This window comes from Marinomonas profundimaris (genome assembly GCF_000508165.1).
Classification (GTDB): Bacteria; Pseudomonadota; Gammaproteobacteria; order Pseudomonadales; family Marinomonadaceae; genus Marinomonas; species Marinomonas profundimaris.
The window spans coordinates 1-21,724 of record NZ_AYOZ01000005.1; the positions used below are offsets into that span (position 1 = coordinate 1).

19 protein-coding genes are annotated in these 21,724 nt (G+C 44.4%); 5 read left to right on the plus strand and 14 right to left on the minus strand.

The window, feature by feature from the left end:
• Positions 1 to 83 precede the first annotated feature (83 nt).
• Positions 84 to 1,595, minus strand: a complete 1,512-nt coding sequence (locus tag D104_RS23190) for an alanine/glycine:cation symporter family protein (RefSeq protein ID WP_024023030.1) — start codon at positions 1,593 to 1,595, stop codon at positions 84 to 86.
• A gap of 327 nt (positions 1,596 to 1,922) precedes the next feature.
• Positions 1,923 to 3,893, minus strand: a complete 1,971-nt coding sequence (locus D104_RS23195; protein WP_024023031.1) for an LTA synthase family protein — start codon at positions 3,891 to 3,893, stop codon at positions 1,923 to 1,925.
• A 169-nt stretch (positions 3,894 to 4,062) separates the two neighbouring features.
• Between D104_RS23195 and D104_RS23200 the strand changes: the two genes are divergently transcribed.
• Entirely contained in the window at positions 4,063 to 4,953 is an 891-nt protein-coding gene (locus D104_RS23200) for a DMT family transporter (RefSeq protein ID WP_024023032.1), read from the plus strand.
• Positions 4,954 to 5,028: 75 nt separating this feature from the next.
• On the opposite strand, the gene D104_RS37445 is transcribed toward D104_RS23200, so the two are convergent.
• From D104_RS37445 to D104_RS23245, 10 genes are all read right to left on the minus strand, one after another.
• Positions 5,029 to 5,199, minus strand: a complete 171-nt coding sequence (locus tag D104_RS37445; protein ID WP_024023033.1) for a hypothetical protein — start codon at positions 5,197 to 5,199, stop codon at positions 5,029 to 5,031.
• A gap of 18 nt (positions 5,200 to 5,217) precedes the next feature.
• A complete protein-coding gene (locus D104_RS23205; protein WP_024023034.1) occupies positions 5,218 to 6,171 on the minus strand; it encodes a class I SAM-dependent methyltransferase in 954 nt (317 codons plus the stop codon).
• A gap of 156 nt (positions 6,172 to 6,327) precedes the next feature.
• Positions 6,328 to 7,707 carry a PepSY-associated TM helix domain-containing protein gene (locus D104_RS23210; RefSeq protein ID WP_024023035.1) on the minus strand — a complete coding sequence of 460 codons (1,380 nt, stop codon included), beginning with the start codon at positions 7,705 to 7,707 and terminating at the stop codon, positions 6,328 to 6,330.
• Between the two features lie 142 nt (positions 7,708 to 7,849).
• Positions 7,850 to 8,356: a DUF2946 domain-containing protein gene (locus tag D104_RS23215; RefSeq protein ID WP_084545992.1), complete on the minus strand. Its 507-nt coding sequence runs from the start codon at positions 8,354 to 8,356 to the stop codon at positions 7,850 to 7,852.
• Positions 8,357 to 8,392: 36 nt separating this feature from the next.
• Entirely contained in the window at positions 8,393 to 8,761 is a 369-nt protein-coding gene (locus D104_RS23220) for a DUF2750 domain-containing protein (protein ID WP_024023037.1), read from the minus strand.
• Positions 8,762 to 8,886: 125 nt separating this feature from the next.
• The gene (locus tag D104_RS23225; protein ID WP_024023038.1) at positions 8,887 to 9,903 is read right to left on the minus strand and encodes an adenosine deaminase; all 1,017 of its coding nucleotides are present in this window, start codon (positions 9,901 to 9,903) and stop codon (positions 8,887 to 8,889) included.
• Positions 9,904 to 10,053: 150 nt separating this feature from the next.
• Positions 10,054 to 11,121, minus strand: a complete 1,068-nt coding sequence (locus tag D104_RS23230) for a BMP family ABC transporter substrate-binding protein (RefSeq protein WP_024023039.1) — start codon at positions 11,119 to 11,121, stop codon at positions 10,054 to 10,056.
• A gap of 74 nt (positions 11,122 to 11,195) precedes the next feature.
• Positions 11,196 to 12,128, minus strand: coding sequence for an ABC transporter permease (locus D104_RS23235; protein ID WP_024023040.1), 933 nt, complete (start codon positions 12,126 to 12,128; stop codon positions 11,196 to 11,198).
• Between the two features lie 9 nt (positions 12,129 to 12,137).
• Positions 12,138 to 13,205: an ABC transporter permease gene (locus D104_RS23240; RefSeq protein ID WP_024023041.1), complete on the minus strand. Its 1,068-nt coding sequence runs from the start codon at positions 13,203 to 13,205 to the stop codon at positions 12,138 to 12,140.
• The gene (locus D104_RS23245) at positions 13,202 to 14,773 is read right to left on the minus strand and encodes an ABC transporter ATP-binding protein (RefSeq protein ID WP_024023042.1); all 1,572 of its coding nucleotides are present in this window, start codon (positions 14,771 to 14,773) and stop codon (positions 13,202 to 13,204) included. The genes D104_RS23240 and D104_RS23245 overlap by 4 nt, the downstream gene beginning before the upstream one ends.
• A gap of 533 nt (positions 14,774 to 15,306) precedes the next feature.
• On the opposite strand from D104_RS23245, the gene D104_RS23250 reads away from it, so the two are divergent.
• The 3 genes from D104_RS23250 (at position 15,307) to rlmM (ending at position 18,206) form a co-directional block, all read left to right on the plus strand.
• Positions 15,307 to 16,332 carry a GGDEF domain-containing protein gene (locus tag D104_RS23250; RefSeq protein ID WP_235075885.1) on the plus strand — a complete coding sequence of 342 codons (1,026 nt, stop codon included), beginning with the start codon at positions 15,307 to 15,309 and terminating at the stop codon, positions 16,330 to 16,332.
• Between the two features lie 113 nt (positions 16,333 to 16,445).
• Complete coding sequence (locus D104_RS23255; RefSeq protein WP_268743891.1) at positions 16,446 to 17,108, plus strand: TIGR01621 family pseudouridine synthase; 663 nt, start codon at positions 16,446 to 16,448, stop codon at positions 17,106 to 17,108.
• A 45-nt stretch (positions 17,109 to 17,153) separates the two neighbouring features.
• On the plus strand, positions 17,154 to 18,206 hold the full coding sequence (gene rlmM / locus D104_RS23260) for a 23S rRNA (cytidine(2498)-2'-O)-methyltransferase RlmM (protein WP_024023045.1): 1,053 nt from the start codon (positions 17,154 to 17,156) through the stop codon (positions 18,204 to 18,206).
• A 78-nt stretch (positions 18,207 to 18,284) separates the two neighbouring features.
• Here the strand turns inward: rlmM and D104_RS23265 are convergent, their stop codons facing one another.
• Positions 18,285 to 19,955 carry a L,D-transpeptidase family protein gene (locus D104_RS23265; protein WP_024023046.1) on the minus strand — a complete coding sequence of 557 codons (1,671 nt, stop codon included), beginning with the start codon at positions 19,953 to 19,955 and terminating at the stop codon, positions 18,285 to 18,287.
• Entirely contained in the window at positions 19,952 to 20,182 is a 231-nt protein-coding gene (locus D104_RS37525) for a YkgJ family cysteine cluster protein (RefSeq protein WP_235075892.1), read from the minus strand. Before D104_RS37525 ends, D104_RS23265 begins: the two co-directional genes overlap by 4 nt.
• Before the next feature lie 238 nt (positions 20,183 to 20,420).
• On the opposite strand from D104_RS37525, the gene D104_RS23270 reads away from it, so the two are divergent.
• The gene (locus D104_RS23270; RefSeq protein ID WP_235075886.1) at positions 20,421 to 21,656 is read left to right on the plus strand and encodes a GGDEF domain-containing response regulator; all 1,236 of its coding nucleotides are present in this window, start codon (positions 20,421 to 20,423) and stop codon (positions 21,654 to 21,656) included.
• Positions 21,657 to 21,724 lie beyond the last annotated feature (68 nt).

The following is a 21,724-nucleotide window of genomic DNA, read 5'->3' on the forward strand; positions in this document are numbered from 1 at the left end:
GGTCAGACGTTTTTACGCTGACCCTTTTTATTGTGACCTGTTTTATCAGGCAGTGTACGTTTCAATACAGAAACAGGCAGAGGTTATTTTTCTGCTTTTTCGGCTTGTTGCTTGTCGAAACGTTTTTCCCAGAACTCCGCACCCTTAATGCCAAGGGCTTTAGGGTTAAAGGTGTATTCTGTTACGCCAGACGCTTTTTGTTCTTCGTAATCGCGCAAGGCTTTCATTGTCGGCTTCGCCATGAAGAAAATCGTGATGATACCAACGATGTTCAACCACGCCATCAGGCCTACACCAACATCACCAAGGTTCCAGATGTAACCTGCGGTGTTGACGGTGCCGTAGGCGACCATGAACATGATAAGCAGTTTTACAAATGTCAGTGATACATTGACGTTCAATGCACGACGTAGGTACGCCACGTTGGTTTCTGCGATGTAGTAGTAAGCCAAAATGGTCGTGAAGGCGAAGAAGAACAACGCAACACCAACAAAGATAGGGCCAACGCTACCAAACACACTTGCCAATGCCATTTGCGTAAACGCAGGAGATGCAATGATCGTAGAAGGATCCACATTCTGCACGATGAATTGACCATCCGCCAATGAACCTTGCACGTTGTACTGCTGGGTGATCAAGATCATCAGCGCCGTAGCGGTACAGATGAACAAGGTGTCAATGTAAACTGAGAACGCTTGAACAAGACCTTGTTGTGCAGGGTGCTGAACTTCAGCAGCGGCTGCCGCATGAGGGCCAGTACCTTGACCGGCTTCGTTTGAGTAAACGCCACGTTTCACGCCCCAACCGATAGCGGCACCAAAGCCTGCTTGCGCTGTAAAGGCATCGCTGAAGATCATACCGAAGATGCCAGGCACTTTGTCTAGGTTTAAGAAGACAACGATCAGCGCCATCACAATGTAACCTAGCGCCATGAAAGGCACGATGATTTGAGTGAAGTTAGCAATGCGTTTAATGCCACCAAAAATGATGAACGCCAAGACAACCAAAATCACGGCCAATGCAACCAGTTTGGTTGAACTTACGTCACCAAATGAGCTGGACACAACCGTGCCTTCACCGAAAATTTGTACAACCGCGTTGCCAACAGAGTTGGCTTGAATTCCAGGAAGGAAAACACCACATGCTAAAATCGACGACAGGGCAAACAAAACGCCCAACCAACGCCAGCCAAGGCAGCGTTCGAAATAGTACGCTGGTCCACCACGGTATTGACCGTTTTCGCTGACTTTATACAGCTGACCTAACGTGGATTCTGCGTATGCCGTGCTAGCGCCTAAGAAAGCAACGACCCACATCCAGAAAATGGCACCAGGGCCACCAAAGCCAATGGCCGCTGCAACACCAGCGATGTTACCTGTGCCAACGCGGCCAGATAATGAAACCGCTAAGGCTTGGAAAGAAGAAATGCCTTTGTCGGATTCGTTCGAGTTAAACAGTAGAGAACACATTTCTTTGAAATGTCGCACTTGTGCAAAACGCGTCAGAATGGAATAGAAAAGGCCAGCGCCTAGGCAGAGATAAATTAGGGCAGGGCTCCAAATGATCCCGTTTAAGAAATCAATGAATGCTTGCATAGAAAGTCCTTAATAAGATGAGCTCGATGAGCTTTTTTAATCGTTATTTGAATACTAGAGTGCGGTGGTTATGGGGAAAGCCGTCTTTGTCATGGGAGGTGTCGCGTTTGCAATTCGGAAATTGCGCATGAAAAGTGCACCATAGCGGGGCGAATTTAGCACGAAATAGTGCATAGATCCATTTCTAAAAAGCAAGTACAGGGGATTTGGGGGAAATGGATCGGTTTCGTATTAATGAAGCGCAAGTTTTGCAAATAAAAAACAGAGAGTTCTATTTTTAGGTAAAAAAACGCCAAGCGAAGCGCTTGGCGTGGATGTGATTATTCTCTATCTGTTGTTGGTTCTTAGTATATCGTAACGTCGTTCATTATAAAGCCAAGTGCCCAAAAGTGGGTGTGCGATGGCTTTGTTTACCAAGCTTGGGTTAATGCTGTCGCTTGGTGTAAGTTTGGTATTTTCATAAAGGAACGTCTTGGGTGATTTTTGGGGCTGTAAAATCACTACTTCGTTATTTTTAAAATACGCCTGATTATCATTGAACTGCATGATGGCTCGTCCCTGATAGTCATCACCCACTTTTGTCATGTCTTGACCAATCATGGGATGAGTAGAATCCACACCGATGAGCGATAAAAGTGTTGGCGCTAAATCAATTTGACTGGTGATACGAGTGTCTTGTTTAGGCGCAATGCCATCACCCAAAATTAATGCAGGAATGTGAAAACTCGGAATTGGAACAAGGTCCGACCGTGTTGTTCTTGCGTCATGATCAGCGACCACTAAGAAAACCGTGTCTTTCCAATAGTCTTCATTTTTCGCCAGTTTAAAGAAATGGCCAATGGAATGATCGGCGTATTTTACGGCATTCTCACGTGTATTCTTCGGCGCATTATAAAGATCTATTTTATTGTCTGGGAATTCATAAGGATCATGATTGGACGAGCTAAAGACAAGGCTGAAAAACGGTTTTCCATTCTTAGATTTCTCAACAAAGTCTTGATTCGCTTTCGTGAAAAGGTCTTCGTCACTGACTCCCCAGGACCCCACAAACTCAGGATTGGTAAAGTCTTTCTCTTCAATAATGGAATCAAAACCATTGCCTAAGAAAAAAGATTTCATATTGTCAAAATGCGCGCCGCCACCGTAAATGAAGTTCGTGTCGTAACCTTGTCGACCAAGCAACTTCGCAATAGTAAAGAAATTGGTTTGAGAGTTCGGAAGCTTCACGGTGCTTCGAGCTGGCGTGGGAACAAAGCCGGTAATAACCGCTTCTATACCACGTACAGAGCGTGTTCCTGTGGCGTAAAGGTTGTTGAATGCCCAACCCTCTGGTACCAATTTGTCGTATTCCGGTGTCAGGGGTAAACCGCCCAAACTACCAACAAACTGTGCGCCAAGACTTTCTTCAAGAATAATGACTAAGTTTTTTGGTCGATCATAATGATATGTCGCGACTTGTTTGTGCAAAGTCGGAAGCTCTGGGGAAATAAATTCACTGTCGTCAAGTTTCATCTCGTTACGAATTTCAGTCAAAACTTGTTGCTGAGACATCTTTGGGTACAGCTTGAAAGAACTCACTTCGCCGGACATTTGATTCACGGCATACAGCAAAGAGTAAGTGGAATTCAGTGTTAGGCTATTGACTAATGGGTCGTTTGTGAAAGCCGTTAAACTTGGGTTAATGGGTCTGTGTTGCAACGTAGAGCGAGCCCCAAGGAAAGCCAGCGCAAACACCAGCACAATTAATACAGGTCGTTCTAACCATTTTGGTTGAGGGCGAGAGACAATGCTTTGTTTACGAAAAAACTGGTACGCCAGAATAGCCGTGATGGTGGTGATCAATGAAGTGACCAACAATGTAAGTTTGTGGCCTTCAATTAACATGGAAAAGACTTCTTTTGGGTAGAGTAAATATTCTACGAAAAGTCGGTTTGGTCTAAGGCTGTATTCTTCAATAAACGCAGGTGTTGATGCTTCCATGAAAATCAATAATACGAAGGTGCTGGTGAGCCAAATGCGCGTCAGTATATTCCAAGCCCGATTCAGATAAGGAATACCTGAAATCAGCAGGCTGATCACCGCCGGTATGCCAATTATGTATGCAATTGACGCAAGGTCAATGCGTAGGCCAAAGCCGAGAAGGGTTAACCAATCGGAAGCGGAATCAATGCGATCGTACTTCCATCCCATCAGCAACAAACGACTTATTGTTAAGCAAAAAAGTGTGAGCGTTAAAAAATATAAATAGGGCTTTAGTGGTGAGATAAGTCGGATGAAAAATGTCTTCGTTTTAGTCATTGGTTGTCTCTACGTTTTTGTCTCTTAAGAAAGCAGTGATGCCGTAATGTAGAGGTGTCGCAGTGTAAAAAGAGTCGACGACATTTTTTTCACTTTTTAGGCGTTATGACGGATATACTGATTTCCTTTTCAAAATCGCTGAGATGCATGACGTATGAAAGAACAAGCAATGATGGATCGCAAAATCATAATAAAGGGGTATGTATTTGCCTTAATTGCTGTCTTGGTTTGGACGGGATTTATTTTGATCTCCCGTGCAGGCGCATTGGCGTCGCTGTCTTTGCCTGACATGATGATAGTGCGGTTTGGCACCGCGTTTGTGCTGTTTTCCCCTTTTATTTGGGTTCAGCGTAAAGCCATTTTTCAATGGCGAATGATGACAGTCGGCGCGATTGGTGGTTTGGCGTATTCGCTCTCTGTCTTTCATGGTTTCCAATATGCCCCTGCAACTCATGCGGCGTTATTGTTGCCCGGTTTGATGCCCATTATGATTGCCGTGTTGGCGTTCTTCTTTGCGGCAGAAAGGCACGGTCGGTTTGCTTGGTTGGGCATCAGTATTAGTAGCTTGGGGATTTTGGCGTTGCTTTTAGAGACGCTTTTGTCCGGTGTTTCTTATTGGTTAGGTGACATCAGTTTTGTGTTAGCTTGTTTGTTTTGGGGGATTTTTACCGTTTTATTAAGGCGTTGGAAATTCATACCGTGGCATGCAACGTTAGGGGTGATTACGGCGACCACATTATTGTTTACGCCCTATTATTTGACTCAATTGTCGAATGCTTTTGAGGGTGTTTCATACGGCATGATTGGATTGCAGGCTTTTTATCAGGCGGTCATGGCCATTGCGGTTCAGTTTGTTTGTTATGGTAAGGCGGTTCATATTTTAGGTGCGACAAAAATGGGTGCGCTCATGGCGTTGGTTCCCTTACTTGCGAGCGTGTTTGCGGTGCCTTTGTTTGGTGAGCAAATTACAACAGGGTTAATTATTGCTTTGGTGTGTATTTCTGTTGGGACGGTTGTGGGGAATGTGTTGCCAATTAGGCGACCTTTGATGAAAGGGTAGTGAACTCTTCGTGGTGTAAAGCAAGGTGGTAAAGCAAGGTGGTAATGCAACGAAACACCACCTTTTTATTGAATATTAGTCTTTTTTCTCAATGGTGATTTCCAGTGTTTTGCTGCTGCCAGCAAACCATTTTTGTACATAAAGCGTCCCCATGATGGGCGCCTTTCCTTCTTCTGGCACTTCTTGGTATCGCACGCTGTTTTTGGTTTCTTTCTCGTATTCAAATGTCACGGTGGTTTTCGACATTGTGCTTTCCTTATCTGATTAATGGTCGGTTGAAGGCGTTTTCTGGAAAATAAGTGCTTTTAGTCCGCTTTCGATATCAATATCTGGGAACTCAGGTGGGTTCTCGAGTCGGTATTGATATTCAAGGCTGGGGGCTTCTTCTCGCATTCCGTCGATGAGAAATTGCGATGGTAAGGTTGGATCATTGACACAAGCGAGCACTTGGCCGTTCTCTGTAAGCAGTTCTGGTAAGCGACGTAATATCTTCTGATAATCTTTGGTTAGTGCAAAGCTGCCGCGCTGAAACGTCGGCGGATCAATGATGATAAGGTCGTATTCGCCGTATTTTTTGATCTTCCCCCATGATTTGAAAATATCGTGCGCAAAGAACTTCACATTCGTGAGGTCATGTTGGTTGAGGCGGTGATTTTCTCTTCCTCGACTCAGTACCGCTTTCGCCATGTCTAAGTTCACAACAAAATCCGCGCCACCTGCAATGGCCGCCACGGAAAAGCCACAAGTGTAGGCGAATAAATTAAGTACACGTTTGTCTTGGCTGTTTTCTTTTACCCAGCGGCGTCCGTATCGCATGTCTAGGAAGAGACCAGAGTTTTGGTTTTTTCCTAAGTCGAGCTGAAATTGTAAGCCTTCTTCGGTGACGATTTGGTGTTCTTGATAGTTGCCCCATACGCATTCTGTCGGGCTTCTGTCTCTGCTTCTGTGCTGTAGCAAAAGCGATTGGGCTTTGCTGGCGGACCATTCTGCTTTATTCGTCCAATTGATAAATTCATTATTTAATTTATCTAATGCATCTTGAGATGGCTCTTTGAAAAGAGAAACCAATACTTGCCCTTCAAGCCAATCGACCGTGATGTGTTCAAGCCCCGGAAAGCATCTGCCTCGTCCATGAAAAAGCCGTAGCGCACCTTGTGGTGATGCGAGAAGTTTGGATAAAACTTGTTCTGTCAGTGTGGCGAGTGTTTGAGCGTCCATAAATGTCGTGTTCTGGCGATAATGAAATAAGAGCCCGTATTTTACTGATAACAAGGCAAGAGACCAGCGGAAAGGCCAAAGAAGTGCTTTAGAAAGCGATTGTTTATTGAAACATTCCCCGAGCCTTAAATCAGACTCGGGGAATGGATTGTTGTGTTATTGACGTTTCCAACGCCAAACATCGATCAATAAGAAGACCAGTAGGCTGACGCCCATGACCGGTAAACTGATGCCCAAAACGATCGCTACGAAAAGTGTCAGTAATTTTTGGGTGGTTGAAAGCTTTGCCCATGCTTGGAGCAAAGGTTTGGACGTAGCGCCTGCCGTTGGTCGGCGAATCCACCACATTTTATAGCCCCAAACAATCATAAAGCATAACGAAAGGCCGAAGAGGGTTAGTAAGATCTGATTAACGACACCAAATAAAATGCCCATGTGAGCGTCTATTCCCCAGCGAATTAATTTAGCGACAACGGGGAAGGTGGCGAAATCCGCACGACTGGTGACGGTCATTGTGTTGGCGTCCACTGCGACGCTGTCGACTTGGCTCGGCCAAGATCGGTCAATTTCACGGACGAACCATGCTTTCCCTTCGCCTTTTGACGGTTTGATTTCGATTTTATTTGCGTCGATTCCCGCATCACGTGCGGCGTTTAAAACGCCGTCAAAAAGAAGGTCTGGATGGATGTTAACAACAGGTGTTGTTGTGTCTGTTTTTGATGTGTGTTGATGTGTGTGATCCGCGTGTTCGTCCGTGTTTATCATGGCGTTGTTACTGGTTAGGTCTAACGACACAGAGGGTGTAATCCAACCAATGTTCGCACGTAACGTACCAATATTTCCGCCGGCCCATTTCGACCAAGTGAGTCCGGTAACCGACACAAAAATCAAGCCGATAAAAATACACAGGCCAACCTGGTAGTGGCGTCTGCGCTTGCGTAAGTGTTTTGTTTTTGATGCCAGTTCAGCGCGATTTTTTTTGCCACCTTTGTACCATAAAAACAAACCGCCCAATGCTGCGATCCATAGCCAAGATGCGGCTAATTCACTGTAATAACGACCGACTTCACCGAGTAAGAGTTGACGATGTAAGAAGTCGATGGTGGTTCTTATGGGTAAGACGCCACTGGTGCCATAGACCGGAAGATTGCCTCTTAAATCAAGGGTGACAGGGTCTATGAATAATGCTCTGGCGCCGGTTAGATTGGCGGTAGGGTCCAAAAACATGATTCGCGTCGTGTCACCTTGTTCTGGCGCTGGACGAACGGCAAAAAGCGTTAAATCGTTTGTTAGGTGAGATCTGGCTGCGGCAATTTGTTTCGCGAGCGATTGGTTTTCGCCCACGTTGTCCGTGGTAAGGGCGTCTTTATAAACGGCATTTTCGATTTGAGGCGAAAGAATATAAAGCGTGCCGGTTAGGGCAGCAATAAAGATAAATGGACCAATAAACAAGCCGATGTAAAAATGTAGTCGTGTCATCAGTAATAGCATGGCGCTGGATGACTCCGGTGGCTTTTGGGGTGTATTTGTAGACATAGTAAATTCTCGTGTTTAGAAAAGGTCAACGTAACGACTCTGAACTAAAGCTCACTTTTCTAACGTTATAAAAATGCGCACGAATGTACTCATATTCTGCCTTTCATTCAGAATAATGAGGTGTCGTGATGTATTGGGTGAATTAACTCGTCTTGTTTGGTGGTGCTCTTGGCTGAAGGGAGGTGAAAAGTGCAGGGTATTTACGTGCAATAGTGGTGGTAACGATTGTTGGGTAGCGGCTTTGTAATAAAGGAACCAGTTCGAAGGTTTTGACGTCCATCCAATTTAAATGAAAGAGTAACGAACAATATCCACACGCTTCCAGTATGTTGGTGCTTTCGCCTTGTGCGTGATGACCTTCGTGTCCTTTGTGGTTCGAGTGTGATGTTTTCTCACGCGCTATCACTTGTGCATGATCATGTCCTGCAACGCTCATGTTTTCAGACATGGGTCTGACTTCTGCAGGCATCGCTTGCATGGGAGACATGGCGTCTATAGTCAGGGGGCTTTCGGATACAGATTGCGAGGAGAGGGTGTTACTGATTTGCGAGAAGAGAGGGGCGAAATAAATAAGAAACACAGCAAACAAGCTCAGGCACACAGCGAACTGTGTGAGTGAGTTGAATGGTTTCTTTAACGGAAGGTGCACGCCGTGTTGTTCTTCTTGTTGTGTCTTTTAAGGGCGTTAGTTTTGTAAGTCGACTGCGTGCTCTTCGGCAGAAGAGACAATGCACTCTCCGGCAAGGTTTGGCGCAACGCCGACAGAGAAGTTGTCTTTTTGCATGCCCGGTAGCCATTTTTCAGACCAATCGGCGGCGTTTATTTCTAGAGCGGAAAAGCCTTCATAATCTTTTTCGCCCCAGCCAAGTGCTAACGCTTCTGCAGGCCATATTGGCAATACCTTGTCACTACCAAGATCGATGATTAAGCAGCCTTCTGCGTCAGCCAGCGTCCAGATAGATTGTTCTTTTTTGATCAGTTTAAGAACGTGATCATAACGTTCGCTGCTTGGTAAACGGTAGAAAGTATCATCAATAATGGGTGTTGTTGACATGTGTTTGGCTCGGTCGTTTTTTAAAAAAGGAATCTTATCATAATCAAATCGCGAGGTTAAAAAGAATGAGAGGTTCAGTCATTCTTTTTAACTAAATCGATATGAGCCATTCGCTTTAAGGTTACTTATTGGAAAAGGGCGTGCAATCGCTCTAAGTGTTGCTCTTTTGTATGATGGTCCATCCAGCTGCCGGTGATGCCGTTTTTGGCCAGTTGCAGTAGTTCAGTTTTGGAGATACCCGTGCGATGAACCAATGACGCATAGTTGTCATTCATGTAGCCGCCGAAATACGCTGGATCGTCCGAGTTGACAGTGGCATTCAGGCCAAGTTCAAGCATTCTTGTGATTGGATGGTCCTTCATGTCATTGACGACGCAAAGTTTTAAATTAGACAGTGGGCAAACGGTCAGAGTCAAACCGCGAGCTTTGATTTCAGCAACGAGTTTATCGTCTTCAAGCGCTCTGTTTCCGTGGTCTATTCGGTCAACGCCGATTTGGTCAATGGCTTGCCAAACATAGTCTGGCGGACCTTCTTCTCCGGCGTGAGCGGTGACTTTCAGGCCGAGGTTCTTGCATGCTTCAAACACGCGCGAAAATTTTTCGGGCGGATGACCAAGTTCTGAACTGTCTAATCCAACACCATCGATCCAGCTAAGGAAGGGGGTTGCTTGTTCGAGTGTCTCAAAGGCGCTTTCTTCGCTTAGGTGACGTAAAAAAGACATGATCAACTTAGAGGTCATTCCCCATTTTAATTGGGCGTCTTGTAGTGCGTTATAAATACCTTTTATTTGTACATCGAACGGCACATCTCGAGACAAATGTCCTTGAGGGTCAAAAAATATCTCAACATGAACGACGTTCTCGCTGTTCACTTTTTCTAAATACGCCATGGTTAGGTCGTAAAAATCGGCTTCATGAAGCAGTACAGACATGCCTTGGTAATAAAGGTCGAGGAAGTCTTGTAGATTGGTGAATTGATAGGCTGCTTTTAGGGCGTCTACAGTATCGTACTTCAATTTAACTTGGTTGCGCTGTGCTATGGCAAACATCTGTTCTGGCTCAAAGGTGCCTTCAATGTGCAGGTGCAGTTCGGTCTTTGGCATTTTCTTTGATAGCTCGACCAGTGTGTCTGTTGTGTCCATAGGATTACCTTAATGTGGCTGTAATGATGCAGAGTGGATTCTTAAATATAGTGATAAAAACTAAGATGAAAAGAATAGCGTGTGCGTGTTTTTGTCGTGGTTAAAAAAACAGGGGAATATACAGCCAGCGGCGCTGGCTGTATATAAGGTTTAGTGAGGAATCTTGTCAGTAATGCCTTCAACATACCAATTTACTTGAGCAAGCTCGACGTCTGTTAACGAATGGTTAGCAGGAACGGCGATGTTGCCTTTGTTGTCTTTGATTGGGCCAGTGAATGGTTTGAACTCACCCGATTTGATCATGGCGTAAGTTGAGTCAATTTTAGCGCGAACATCTTTTGGAAGATTCGGGTTAATAGACGCCAGTGTTAGCATATCGTCTTGAATGCCACCCCAGAAATCTTTCGATTGCCATGTGCCATCCATAACCGCTTGAACTTCTTTTATGTAGTAAGGCGCCCAGTTGTCGCGTACAGAAAATATGTGAGCGTTTGGTGCGAATTTACTTTGGTCAGACGCTTGGCCGATTGCACGTAGGCCGCGCTTTTCAGCTGCAATAAGGGGGGCAGGGCTGTCTGTGTGCTGAAGCATCACGTCAACGCCTTGGTCCATTAGTGCGTTTGCAGCGTCGGTTTCTTTACCTGGATCATACCAAGTGTTCGCCCAAACGATTTTGATTTTCACATCAGGATTAACACTTTTAGCGCCCATGTAAACGGCGTTAATATCACGAATAACTTCTGGGATTGGGAATGAACCAATGTAACCAATGGTGTTGGTTTTTGTCATCATGCCTGCTGTTACGCCAGAAATATAACGACTTTCATAAGTACGAAGTACATAGGTGCCAAGGTTTTTAGACAGCTTGTAGCCTGTTGCATGTTCAAACGTCACTTTAGGGAAGCGCTTTGCAACTTTAACCGTTGGATTCATAAAGCCAAAAGACGTGGTGAAGATTAGGTCATTTCCAGCTTTCGCTAATTGAGTGATAACGCGCTCTGCGTCAGCTCCTTCTGGGACGTTTTCAACAAACGTGGTTTTTACTTTGTCGCCAAAGTATTCTTCTAAGCCTTTACGGCCCATATCATGTTCGTAGCTCCAGCCTAAATCACCCACTGGTCCTACATAAACAAAACCCACTTTTAGCGGCTCTTCTGCTTGAGCAATGCTTGCTCCAGCCAATAGCCCTAGGCTCACCAGTAAACTTTTAAGTTTCATTTCTTTGCTCCTTTTGTGCCCGAAGGCGTTTTTTATTTAATTTCAAAACAATCGTCTGTAACAAATCCTATTTCTTAGGCCATGTTTCTTGGATCAAAAGGTTTCCCCAAAGAGCGAGGCGCGAGTAGTTTTTCTTTGAATCTATCCGCGCTGATGATCACCATGACAATCACGGTTGCCACATAAGGCAACATGGCAAGTAAGTTTGGTGAGATTGACCAGCCTAATCCTTGAAGCACTAAATGCATAATACTGGCCAATCCAAATAGATAAGCGCCAAGCATAATGCGTCCCACGCGCCATGAAGCAAACACAACCAAAGCGAGCGCGATCCAACCACGACCCGCTGTCATGTTTTCTACCCACATTGGCGTATAAACCAATGACATGTACGCGCCTGAAACCCCCGCCATAATGCCGCCAAACATAACGGCTAAATAGCGAACTCTGAGCACCTTGATGCCAATTGCGTTAGCGGCGTGAGGGTTTTCGCCAACGGCTTTGAGAATGAGGCCGATGCGGGTTTTATTCACGATATAAATAAGCGCGAACGTCATGACAAAAGAAAAATACACCAAAATGTCATGATTAAATAAAATGCGACCCAAAAATGGGATGTCGGATAGGAACGGTATCGCAATTGGTTGAAAGCCTTGTATGGTTTGTCCAACGACACCAGAACCAATGAAGGCGCTTAACCCTGTGCCAAAAATGGTGAGTGCAAGTCCTGTGGCGACTTGGTTTGCACCAAGATGCAATACGAGCACAGCGAAAATCATACTCATGAGGGCGCCCATTAGCATGGCAGCAAGCACACCCAAGCCAGCGCTTCCTGTGCCGTAAGCGGCTAAAAAACCCACCACGGCGCCCATTAGCATCATGCCTTCTTGGCCAAGGTTTAATGTGCCCGATTTTTCACAAATGACTTCGCCTAGTGCGATAAAAAGTAGTGGTGTGCCGGTTTTGATAGCGGCAAACAAAATTTGTACGATGAGATCTGAGTCCAAAATGTGCTCCTAGTTTGTCGCTTGGTTGGTAAAGGCGAGACGATTATTGATGAAAAAGTCGCAAGCCAAGAGAAAGAACAATAAAACGCCTTGGAACATACTGACGACAGCAACGGGAATGCCCATTTCAATTTGAGCCAGATCGCCACCCATGTAAAGAACCGCCATAAAGACCGCGGCGAGAATAGCGCCAAGTGGGTGTAGTCGACCCAAATACGCAACGATGATGGCAGAGTAGCCATACCCAGGAGACACGTTTGGAACCAGTTGCCCTATTGGGCCTGTTGTTTCACTTACGCCAGCGAGCCCCGCCAATGCGCCGGCAAAAAGCATAACCAACCAGCTGAGTTTTTTACCGCTAAAGCCTGCGTACCGTGCAGCAGGTTCGTCTGCACCAAAAACACGTATTTGAAAGCCAAGGTGTGTTTTGCTCAAGATAAACCAGCCAATCACACCTGATATGAGTGCGAAAACAATACCAAGGTGGATTCGGCTGCTTTCGAATAAAACAGGTAAAAGTGTGTTATCTGAAAATAAAGCCGACTCGGGAAAGCCAAAACCCTCTGGGTCTCTCAATGGACCATGCACAGCCCAGATAAGAAGGTATAAGGCAATATAGTTGAACATGATGGTGGTTAAAATGAGGTTTGAGTTGTACTTCAATTTTAAGAAAGTCGGCATCGCTGCCCAGAGCATGCCAGAAATTATACCGGCTAACAGTGTCATAGGGAGGGCAAAAGACGACTCGGAGTCGATAAAGTAAAGCGCAACCGCTGAACCTCCGAGTGCGCCAGCTAGTAGCTGGCCTTCTGCTCCAATATTCCACATGTTGGCTCGGTAGCACAGCGATAAGCCAACGGCGCACAGTAGAAGGGGGCCCATTTTTACAAACATTTCACCAATATTATAACTGTCGGCTAAAGGTGCAATTAGCAGAACATGCAGAGCTTGAGTTGGGGACTTTCCAATGGCAGAAAATAAAATACAGCCGAAGATTAGGGTTAATGTGATAGCAAGCAGCGGAGAAGCCACTTTCATTAATGAGCTGGGCTCGGTTCGAGCTTGAATGCGGATCATGAATTGGCCTTTTGTGCTGGTGTAGTATTGCTAATCGATACCGACTTGTTGTCGATAAAGGTGCCTGCCATCCACTGGCCTATTTGGTCTATATTGGTGCTTTCTGTTTTTACCACAGGAGATAAATGGCCATCGCAAATAGCGGACATACGGTCCGCTAATAGAAACAGTTCGTCTATGTCTTCAGATATGAGCAAAATGGCAGCGCCTTGATCACGAAGTTCGAGTAGCGCTTGATGGATGGCAAGGGCCGCGCCAACATCGACACCCCATGTCGGGTGCGCGCATATGAGCACTTTAGGATTTTGACCTATTTCACGTCCCATGATGAATTTTTGTAAATTACCGCCGCTTAGGCTTTTAGCTTCTGAAAATTCGCCGTGACATTTCACCTTGTATTTGGCGATCATTGTGGTTGTGTAGTCTTTTATGCTTTGCCAATCCACAAGTCCATTGCGGATAAAACCTTCGCTGTGAGTCAGTAATGTGTTTTCGGATAAACTCATTTCTGGGACGGCACCTCGGCCTAATCGCTCCTCTGGAACGTAAGCCATGCCGAGCTTTCGGCGTTCGCCTGCATGTAAATGTCCGATGTCTTGCTTGGAAAGAGAAAGGGTGCTCTTTATGTTTCGTTCGTCTTCACCACTGATTATGGCCATCAGTTCGTCTTGACCATTACCAGCTACGCCGGCGATGCCTAATATTTCACCAGACTTCAAGTCGAAGGTAATGTCTTTTAGCGCTGTTCCAAAAGGTTGTTTGGGTTCTAAAGATAAACTTGAGACGCAGAGGACAGATTCTGTTCCCTCTTTTTTAGCGTATCCGGCATCTTGTTCAGCAAGATCGCCCACCATCATTTTTGCAATGGAAGCGGGTGTTTCTTCATTTGGAACGCAGGTATCGACGACCTTTCCGCCTCTAAGTATGGTGGCTTTGTCGCAAATTTCAGTGACTTCGTGAAGCTTGTGACTGATAAATAAAATACTGCAACCTTCATTTGACAAGGTTCGTAGTACGACAAAAAGACCCGCCACTTCTTGAGGGGTTAGTACCGACGTTGGTTCGTCTAAGATGAGAAGTTTTACTGATTGTACAAGGCAGCGCATGATCTCAACTCGCTGTCTTTCTCCAATAGAGAGGGAATGTACGTAGCGGCTTGGGTTAACATTGAGTCCATATTCTTCAGAAAGTTGAGTGATTCTGCTGGCTAAATCTCCAATATTAACTAGCTGGGTTTTGCTTAAGCAAAGTTCAATGTTTTGACAAACGGTTAAGGTTTCAAACAATGAAAAGTGCTGAAATACCATTCCAATGCCTAAGTCTCTGGCGATGGAAGGAGATTTGATGCTGACTTCTCTGCCATCCCAAATAATGTCGCCTTTGTCTGGGGAAACGACGCCATAAATGCTTTTTACTAGGGTGCTTTTCCCTGCTCCGTTTTCCCCTAATAGCGCGTGAATTTCCCCCGGCATCAGTGTGATACTGATGTTGTCATTGGCAAGGCAGCCTGGGTATTGTTTGGTAATGTTTACAAGCTCAAGGCGTGATACCGAGTTGTGTGTATTCAATGTGCCAGCACCTTATTTTTTATATTAGTGGGGTTTTTATAGTGAGTACTTAGGTCTTTTTTTCTTCTCAAAATAGACCGCTTTCATTGTTTTTGCACCATTTTGGGTTTCATCGGTCTTGTTTGGTGCGTCAAATTAGTTGCCTTTCACTTTATTTGACCGATTAGTTAATATTTTAAAATGGTTGCTATTAATATTATGTTTTTAATCAAATTTCATGCCAGAAGCGTTATTTATTAACGGATTAGAATACGTAAAATCAACGTGCTTGTCTTTAGGGAATATTTTTTCTCATGAAATAATTCGGAAGGCTCAACCTTGGCGATAAAGCCGCTTTCATTGTGTGAATTAATAGAAAAAAAGGATCGTTTTCTGTAGAATGCGCACGTATTTTTTCATTTTGTTGAAGTTTAGGTCATGGCGAACATGGTGATTCAAGCTTGATTCTACTTAGGAAGGCTGTGTTTTTTTCAATCAAAAAAATAATAGGAAAGCTTCTTAACCTCGGGTTTACCGATGCGTTCGGGAACGACTTGAACCAGAAACATGTAGTGAACTTCTCCTACCTGATGTTTTGTGTCAGCTGTCTTGTGATGATCGTCGTATTTTTATTTCGTCAAATGCCCTCTATTGCCTTCTTTTCTTTTGTTGGTTTGATTATTGGTTTGGTGGGTTTGCGTTACAACTACATGGGATATTTTTCTCGTGCGCAGTTGTTGATGCCCATTGTGAAAATCTGTCAAATCACCATTCTTAGTTTGTTCTATTTTGGTTCCGCTAGTGGTTTTCATTGGTTTTTTGTCAATGTGATTGCTTATGCTTTTATCGTGTTTAGGGTGGATCAGCGGTTCACCAAATATTGGGTCGTAACGGGTTCCGTTCTGTTGTTTTTGGTTTGCGAATTTCTGAACCCTAAAGGCGTTTACCTGACCGCGTTCGAGCAGGCTGTTGTATTAACCATTGTCTTTCTTTCTGTGTGTTTTAATTTTGCCGTTGTGATTAATTTGGTCATGAGTCGATTAAAGGCGGTAAACAGCCATTTACGTACTTTGGCGGAACGAGATGAGTTAACGGGGCTGTCTAACCGTCGTAAAGTGCTGGCAGACGCAGTGAATATATTTGCAGACTCGGTTATTAATCGTGAACTGTGTGTTTTTTCCATCGTCGATTTGGATCACTTTAAGAAAATTAATGACACGTTTGGCCATGAGGCTGGAGATTTGGTGTTAGCGCAAGTGGCAACCATGATGGGGTCTGTGATTCGTAGTCAGGACGAGATTGGCCGTTATGGCGGTGAAGAGTTTATAGTGATTATGCGCAATACAAATCTAAAAAATGCAGAAGTGGTGATGGAGCGTTTACGGGATGCTGTTGAAAATATGCTCATAGAAACAGAGCAGGGTATCGTGATTCCCGTTACCATCAGTGCTGGATTGGCGTCGATTGGGCCAAACATTTCTCGTTATGAAGAAATACTGGCTATGGCGGATAAGGCGTTGTATACCGCCAAGCGAAATGGTCGAAATCGTATTTCTGTACACTCTAGCTTTCAAAATTAGAAAATATTTACTTCTCTGTATTGACATATGAGTTGTCCACTTTCTCTGTGGATAAACTTGTTGGCTAATCTGTTTTTCCTTTATTTATTCGTGATGAGGCAAGTTTTCTGCAAATTTTATTTCGTACTGATGATTATTGGATTGTCGATAAGCCCGCGGGGATGAGTTTTCATGCTGAGTCCGAGGGTCTTGGTGTGATGCAATCTTTGGCAATCGATTATCCAGACCAAACGTTTTTTCCTGTCCATCGTTTAGACAAGATAACATCGGGGCTGTTGATTGTTGCGTGTCATGCAGATGCGGCGTCTAAGTTTGGGAAAATGTTTGAGGCGCATCAGGTAGAAAAACGTTATTTGGCGTTGTCTTCTAAAAAGCCAAAAAAGAAACAGGGAACGGTTTCTGGCGGAATGCAGCCGAGTAGAAGAGGGCAATGGAAGCTGTCTATAGGTAATGAAAATATGGCGGTCACTCAGTTTTTTTCTTCTGCCTATCAAGGGTTTAGGCTTTTTGTGGTTAGGCCTCTGACGGGGAAGACGCATCAGATACGTGTGGCGTTAAAGAGTTTGGGGTCGCCAATTTTGGGTGACCTTAGGTATGGTGGAGAAGAGTCAGACAGGGGTTACTTGCATGCTTATGCTTTGCACTTTGAATGGCAGGGTGAGGTGAAGCGGTATGTTTGTCTACCAACGTTTGGGGCGCATTTTTCGTCTGAGTTAGCTAAATTTGTTGTTGCTCAATTTGATGAATCGTTATTAAAGTGGCCCTCTAGAAAGTAATTAACTTAACTCAGCAGGGGTAAGCCTCGTTGAGAAGGATTTTTAATGAAAAATGTTTTGGTTTATTGCCGTCAGGGTTTTGAAAAAGACTGTGCGGCAGAGCTATCGGAAGTGGCAAGTAGTAAAGGTTTTTATGGCTACGCTAAAGTAGTGCAAGACGCAGGTTATGTTGTGTATAACTTTGATCAGGAAGATGCCGGCGAGTTGTTGATTCAGCAGTTAGACTTTAATCGCCTCATTTTCGCGCGCCAAATTATTGCTGTGAATGATGTGATTGAGTTGGAGCAAGGCGGCCGTGTTGAGTCTTTATTGGAGGCGGCTCGACAATTGCCATTGGCGGAAGAGATTTGGATTGAAACGGCCGATACCAATGAGGCCAAATCACTGTCCAGCTTGATCAAAAAGTTAGATAAACCTTTGCGAGAAGGTTGGAAGAAGTCTGGTGTGCTGCGTAATAAAGCGGTTGGTGTGCGACATCATGTGTTTATGTTGGATGGTGAGGCGGCCTATTTGGGGGTGTCTTATGCGGTTTGTCGTAGTGAGTTTCCAATGGGTATTCGTCGATTGCGCTTTCCGGCAGCTGGCCCAAGTCGTTCGACGTTGAAATTGGAAGAGGCTTTTTTACAATTTGTTCCAGAACAGACATTAGAAGAGGATCTCATTGAAGGGATGACGGCGGTGGACCTTGGTGCGGCGCCAGGTGGTTGGACCTATCAGTTTGTGAAGAAAGGTATCCATGTTATTGCTATAGACAATGGGCCAATGCAAAAAGAGTTGATGTCAACGGGCTTGGTTGAGCATGAAAAGGCTGATGGCTTTAAGTATGAGCCGCCTTATACGGTTGATTGGTTGGTCTGCGATATGGTTGAGCGGCCTATTAAGGTTGCGGAGCTGATGGCGAAATGGCTAGCAAGTGGTTGGACAAGAAGGGCGATTTTTAACTTAAAGCTTCCAATGAAAAAACGTTATCAAGAAGTATCGTTGTGTCTTGAAACAATCGAAAGCCTGCTTCGTAAAGCGGGAGTAAGTTATAAATATCAAGTTAAGCATTTGTATCATGATCGTGAAGAAGTCACTGTCTGTATTATGGTTAGATAGTTTTCGTTCTCTTTATTCTATGTCATAAAAAACCCTATGAGCGTCATGACGTTTATAGGGTTTTTTTATGCGATTGTTTTAAATGGAGTCTTTGGCGCGAAAGGCGCTGTAACCCATTGCTTCTTCCATTAGTGTGTCTCTTTCGTATATGTCGTCACGGAATTCCAGCATGCCGTTGGCATTAGGAACGACGGTGAAATAAACCAAATACACTGGAATGTAGGTAGGCAAAGAGATGACAGTGTTACTGCCATTTTTTAGTGCTTTATTCATTTCATTCAGTTGCTTGCTGCCTTTGGTGATTTCTCTCGCGAATTCTTTCGGATTTTCTAGTCGAACGCAGCCTGAACTGAAAGCTCTGTTTTCTTCACGAAATAGGTGTTTGGCAGGTGTGTCGTGCAGGTAAATCTCATTTTTATTCGGGAACATGAATTTGTATTGGCCAAGCGCATTACCTTCGTCTGGTTCTTGCTCAAAGCGGAATGACAGTTCGTCTTCATTGATGCCTTGCCAGTCAATTTTAGTGGAATCCAATTCTTTCGCGCCAATGCTCCAGCTTGAGTAGACTTTGTAGCCGTGTTTGACAAGGTAGTTTGGATCGGTCTGCAGTTTAGGTAGTAGGTTCTCTCTAGCGATGCGGTGTGGCACGCGCCATGTCGGATTGGTGACCATGTACGTCATTAGGCCTTTAAAAACGGGGGTTTTTCTTTCCGGTTTACCGATCACTGCTTTCATTGAGGTCAGTTCGCCGTTTAAGTGCATGTTTACGGTGTAGTTTGTCAGGTCAACCCAAACTCGGTTGGCTTCCAGTTCGCTTGGGAGCCAGCGCCATCTTTCTAAGTTGTAGGTAATTTGTTTGGCTCTTGTTTCTAATGGAACGTTGAGCATTTCGATTGTTTTTGAGCCAGCGGCGCCATCCGCGGTAATGTGATGACGGCGTTGGAATCGAATGAGTGCATCTTTTAGGCGTAGATCGAATTGCTCTTCGTTTACTTTTCGGGTTGAGAAACGAATGTCACCCAGTTGCACTAGTCGTGCTCTAAGTTGGGCGACACGAGGGCCTTCGTCGCCAGCGGATAGAGGAACACCGGCGCTGACAAAAATGTCTTTTTCTTTCGCGGCTAAGTCTTGGTAATAAACCAGCCATTTTTGTAGAACTTGATATTGAGGGCTGCGTGGTGCGAGTAAGCGCAGCGAATCGACCATGTCGGTTGCTGAATCTAAATACAGCAGATCTTTCCAGTTGTTATTTGGTGCGTCCAGTTGCCAGTTTGGATCAATCAGAAGGGGTTCGTACCTGCCGTTGCTCAAATCATGGGCGTAGCTGGTTAAGGCGATGGTGCTGATTACATCCATTTCGGCCAGTTGTTGAGGGCTAGGCTGTTTTAGTTCTAGATATTCTTTAATGATGTTTGCGTGGTAGTGGATCGGATTAAGGCCATGGGTATAGGATTGCTCTAAGATGTCGACGAGTTTGTATATCGACGTGTTAATTTTTTTATCTTTGATCCAAATTGGATCGTAGCCGCGCGCCTTATAAGCCTCAAGTACGCTGTTGTTGGGTAGTGCTTGCCCAGCAACGGGTGTGAATGCGTTTAGTGTTAATGATACTTGGTCTTTCACGCTGGTTTCAATTTGAGATTCGCTTGGTGGTACAACGATAAATTGTTTGCTCGTGTTGGAGGTGGAGCAGGCGCTGAGTAACAGGCTGACACAAAGTAAAGGCAGTAGTTGTTTTGCGGGTGTCATTGGTATTTCCTTTTTAATGCACTTGTGTGTATTGGGGTTGTGTTACTTTCCATGAGTGCCAAAATGTTAATGGCTTCTGCTCTATTGTTTCCGCAGGCGTATATTTCAGCGGTAAAATCTGTGCAAACTTTTGGCCTTGAAGGGTCTCCGAAAATAGCGCAGCGATAATCCTCTAAGAGTTGTATGCAAGGTTCGCCCGCTGCTTTTCCATTTGGCATGCCAGGGATTGACGAGGAAATGGAAGGAGCGGTGCAGCAAGCGCCGCAACTTGGTCGACATTGCATATAAAATAACCTTATGTAGACGCTGTGAGTGTCCGTTAAATGAGAAAAGGGTGCGTTGCCCATTTACAAAATGACACTTGGTAGCGATATTTTAGAGTATCCGAATCGCGGGTCATAGGGGATAATTGTAAAATATACTGCAAAAAGTACAGAGATCGCTTTTTAATTTGGGATTGAGTGAATGATGATAGAACGAAAAATATTGGTGGTTGAAGACAGTCCTGTGGTGTTAAAGGTTCTTAACCACTTACTTTCTCAAAACCCTATTTTTATTCCAGTTCTGTGTGCGTGTTATGGCGAAGCGAAAAAGAGGCTTAATTCCGATGAAGAGTTTTTTGCGGCTATTGTGGATCTTAATTTACCCGACGCTGAAAATGGCGAAATTGTCGACTTGGTTCTCTCCCATAAGGTTCCTTGTGTTGTATTGACGGGGACGTTTGATGACAATTTGCGACTTAGTCTTTTGAATAAAGGTGTTTTAGATTACATCACCAAAGACAGTCGATATTCTTTTAATCATGTTATTAAAGTCATTGAGCGATTGAGTAAAAATCAGGGTATAAAAATTCTGGTTGCTGAAGATTCTTCAACCAGTCGGTTATTTATTAAAATCCTTCTAGAGCAATATCGTTTTAAAGTCATTGAAGCGGTAAATGGCCAAGAAGCATTGGCTAAATTAGAAGAAGATCCTGAAATCAGAATGCTGATAACAGATCATAATATGCCGCTGGTGAATGGCTATGAGCTTGTTCGTATGTTGAGGTACAACACACGGTTCCAAGATTTGGTTATTTTGGGTTTGTCAGCTGAGGGTGATAATGCGTTGTCGGCTAAGTTTATTAAAGCGGGCGCGAATGATTTTTTGAAAAAGCCTTTTTATCATGAGGAATTTCATTGTCGAGTGGTGCACAGTTTAGAAGCTCAGGAAATGCTTGAAACCATTCGCGATTTAGCGAACATTGACCCACTGACTAAGCTTAAGAATAGACGGTGCCTGTTTGATGAGGGTGAGCGCCTTTTTCGTGAAGCTTCGTCTTATTTGTCATTGGCGATGATAGATCTTGATCATTTTAAACGTGTTAATGACACCTATGGTCATATTGTTGGTGACGAGTTATTGGAAGCAGTAGGTCAAGAAATTCGTCTGGCGTTTCCTAGTATGCTAGCTTGCCGCTTTGGTGGTGAGGAATTTTGCATTGTGGCGCCTGTTAGTGGTTTAGAGTTGCAGGGTAAAATGGAAGCGTTTCTGAGTGGGCTTCGATCGAAAGAATTGACTGAGGCTAAGATTGTTTTGACCTGCAGTGTGGGCTTGTGTAGTCAGCCTGTTGATTCCTTTGAAGAATTGGTTCGTGTCGCAGATCAAAATTTATACGAAGCGAAGCGTTTAGGCAGAGATAGAATTGTTTCGGATCACTAGTGTTTAGGTGTCTGAGGGGATTAAAAAATACCGCGTCATGCAAATGGCGCGGTATTTTTTGGTTTCTA

Coding starts and splice junctions, on each gene's coding strand:
- D104_RS23190 (WP_024023030.1), bottom strand. CDS start 1,595: ATGCAAGCATTCATTGATTTCTTAAACGGGATCATTTGGAGCCCTGCC.
- D104_RS23195 (WP_024023031.1), bottom strand. CDS start 3,893: ATGACTAAAACGAAGACATTTTTCATCCGACTTATCTCACCACTAAAG.
- D104_RS23200 (WP_024023032.1), top strand. CDS start 4,063: ATGATGGATCGCAAAATCATAATAAAGGGGTATGTATTTGCCTTAATT.
- D104_RS37445 (WP_024023033.1), bottom strand. CDS start 5,199: ATGTCGAAAACCACCGTGACATTTGAATACGAGAAAGAAACCAAAAAC.
- D104_RS23205 (WP_024023034.1), bottom strand. CDS start 6,171: ATGGACGCTCAAACACTCGCCACACTGACAGAACAAGTTTTATCCAAA.
- D104_RS23210 (WP_024023035.1), bottom strand. CDS start 7,707: ATGTCTACAAATACACCCCAAAAGCCACCGGAGTCATCCAGCGCCATG.
- D104_RS23220 (WP_024023037.1), bottom strand. CDS start 8,761: ATGTCAACAACACCCATTATTGATGATACTTTCTACCGTTTACCAAGC.
- D104_RS23225 (WP_024023038.1), bottom strand. CDS start 9,903: ATGGACACAACAGACACACTGGTCGAGCTATCAAAGAAAATGCCAAAG.
- D104_RS23230 (WP_024023039.1), bottom strand. CDS start 11,121: ATGAAACTTAAAAGTTTACTGGTGAGCCTAGGGCTATTGGCTGGAGCA.
- D104_RS23240 (WP_024023041.1), bottom strand. CDS start 13,205: ATGATCCGCATTCAAGCTCGAACCGAGCCCAGCTCATTAATGAAAGTG.
- rlmM (WP_024023045.1), top strand. CDS start 17,154: ATGAAAAATGTTTTGGTTTATTGCCGTCAGGGTTTTGAAAAAGACTGT.
- D104_RS23265 (WP_024023046.1), bottom strand. CDS start 19,955: ATGACACCCGCAAAACAACTACTGCCTTTACTTTGTGTCAGCCTGTTA.
- D104_RS23270 (WP_235075886.1), top strand. CDS start 20,421: ATGATGATAGAACGAAAAATATTGGTGGTTGAAGACAGTCCTGTGGTG.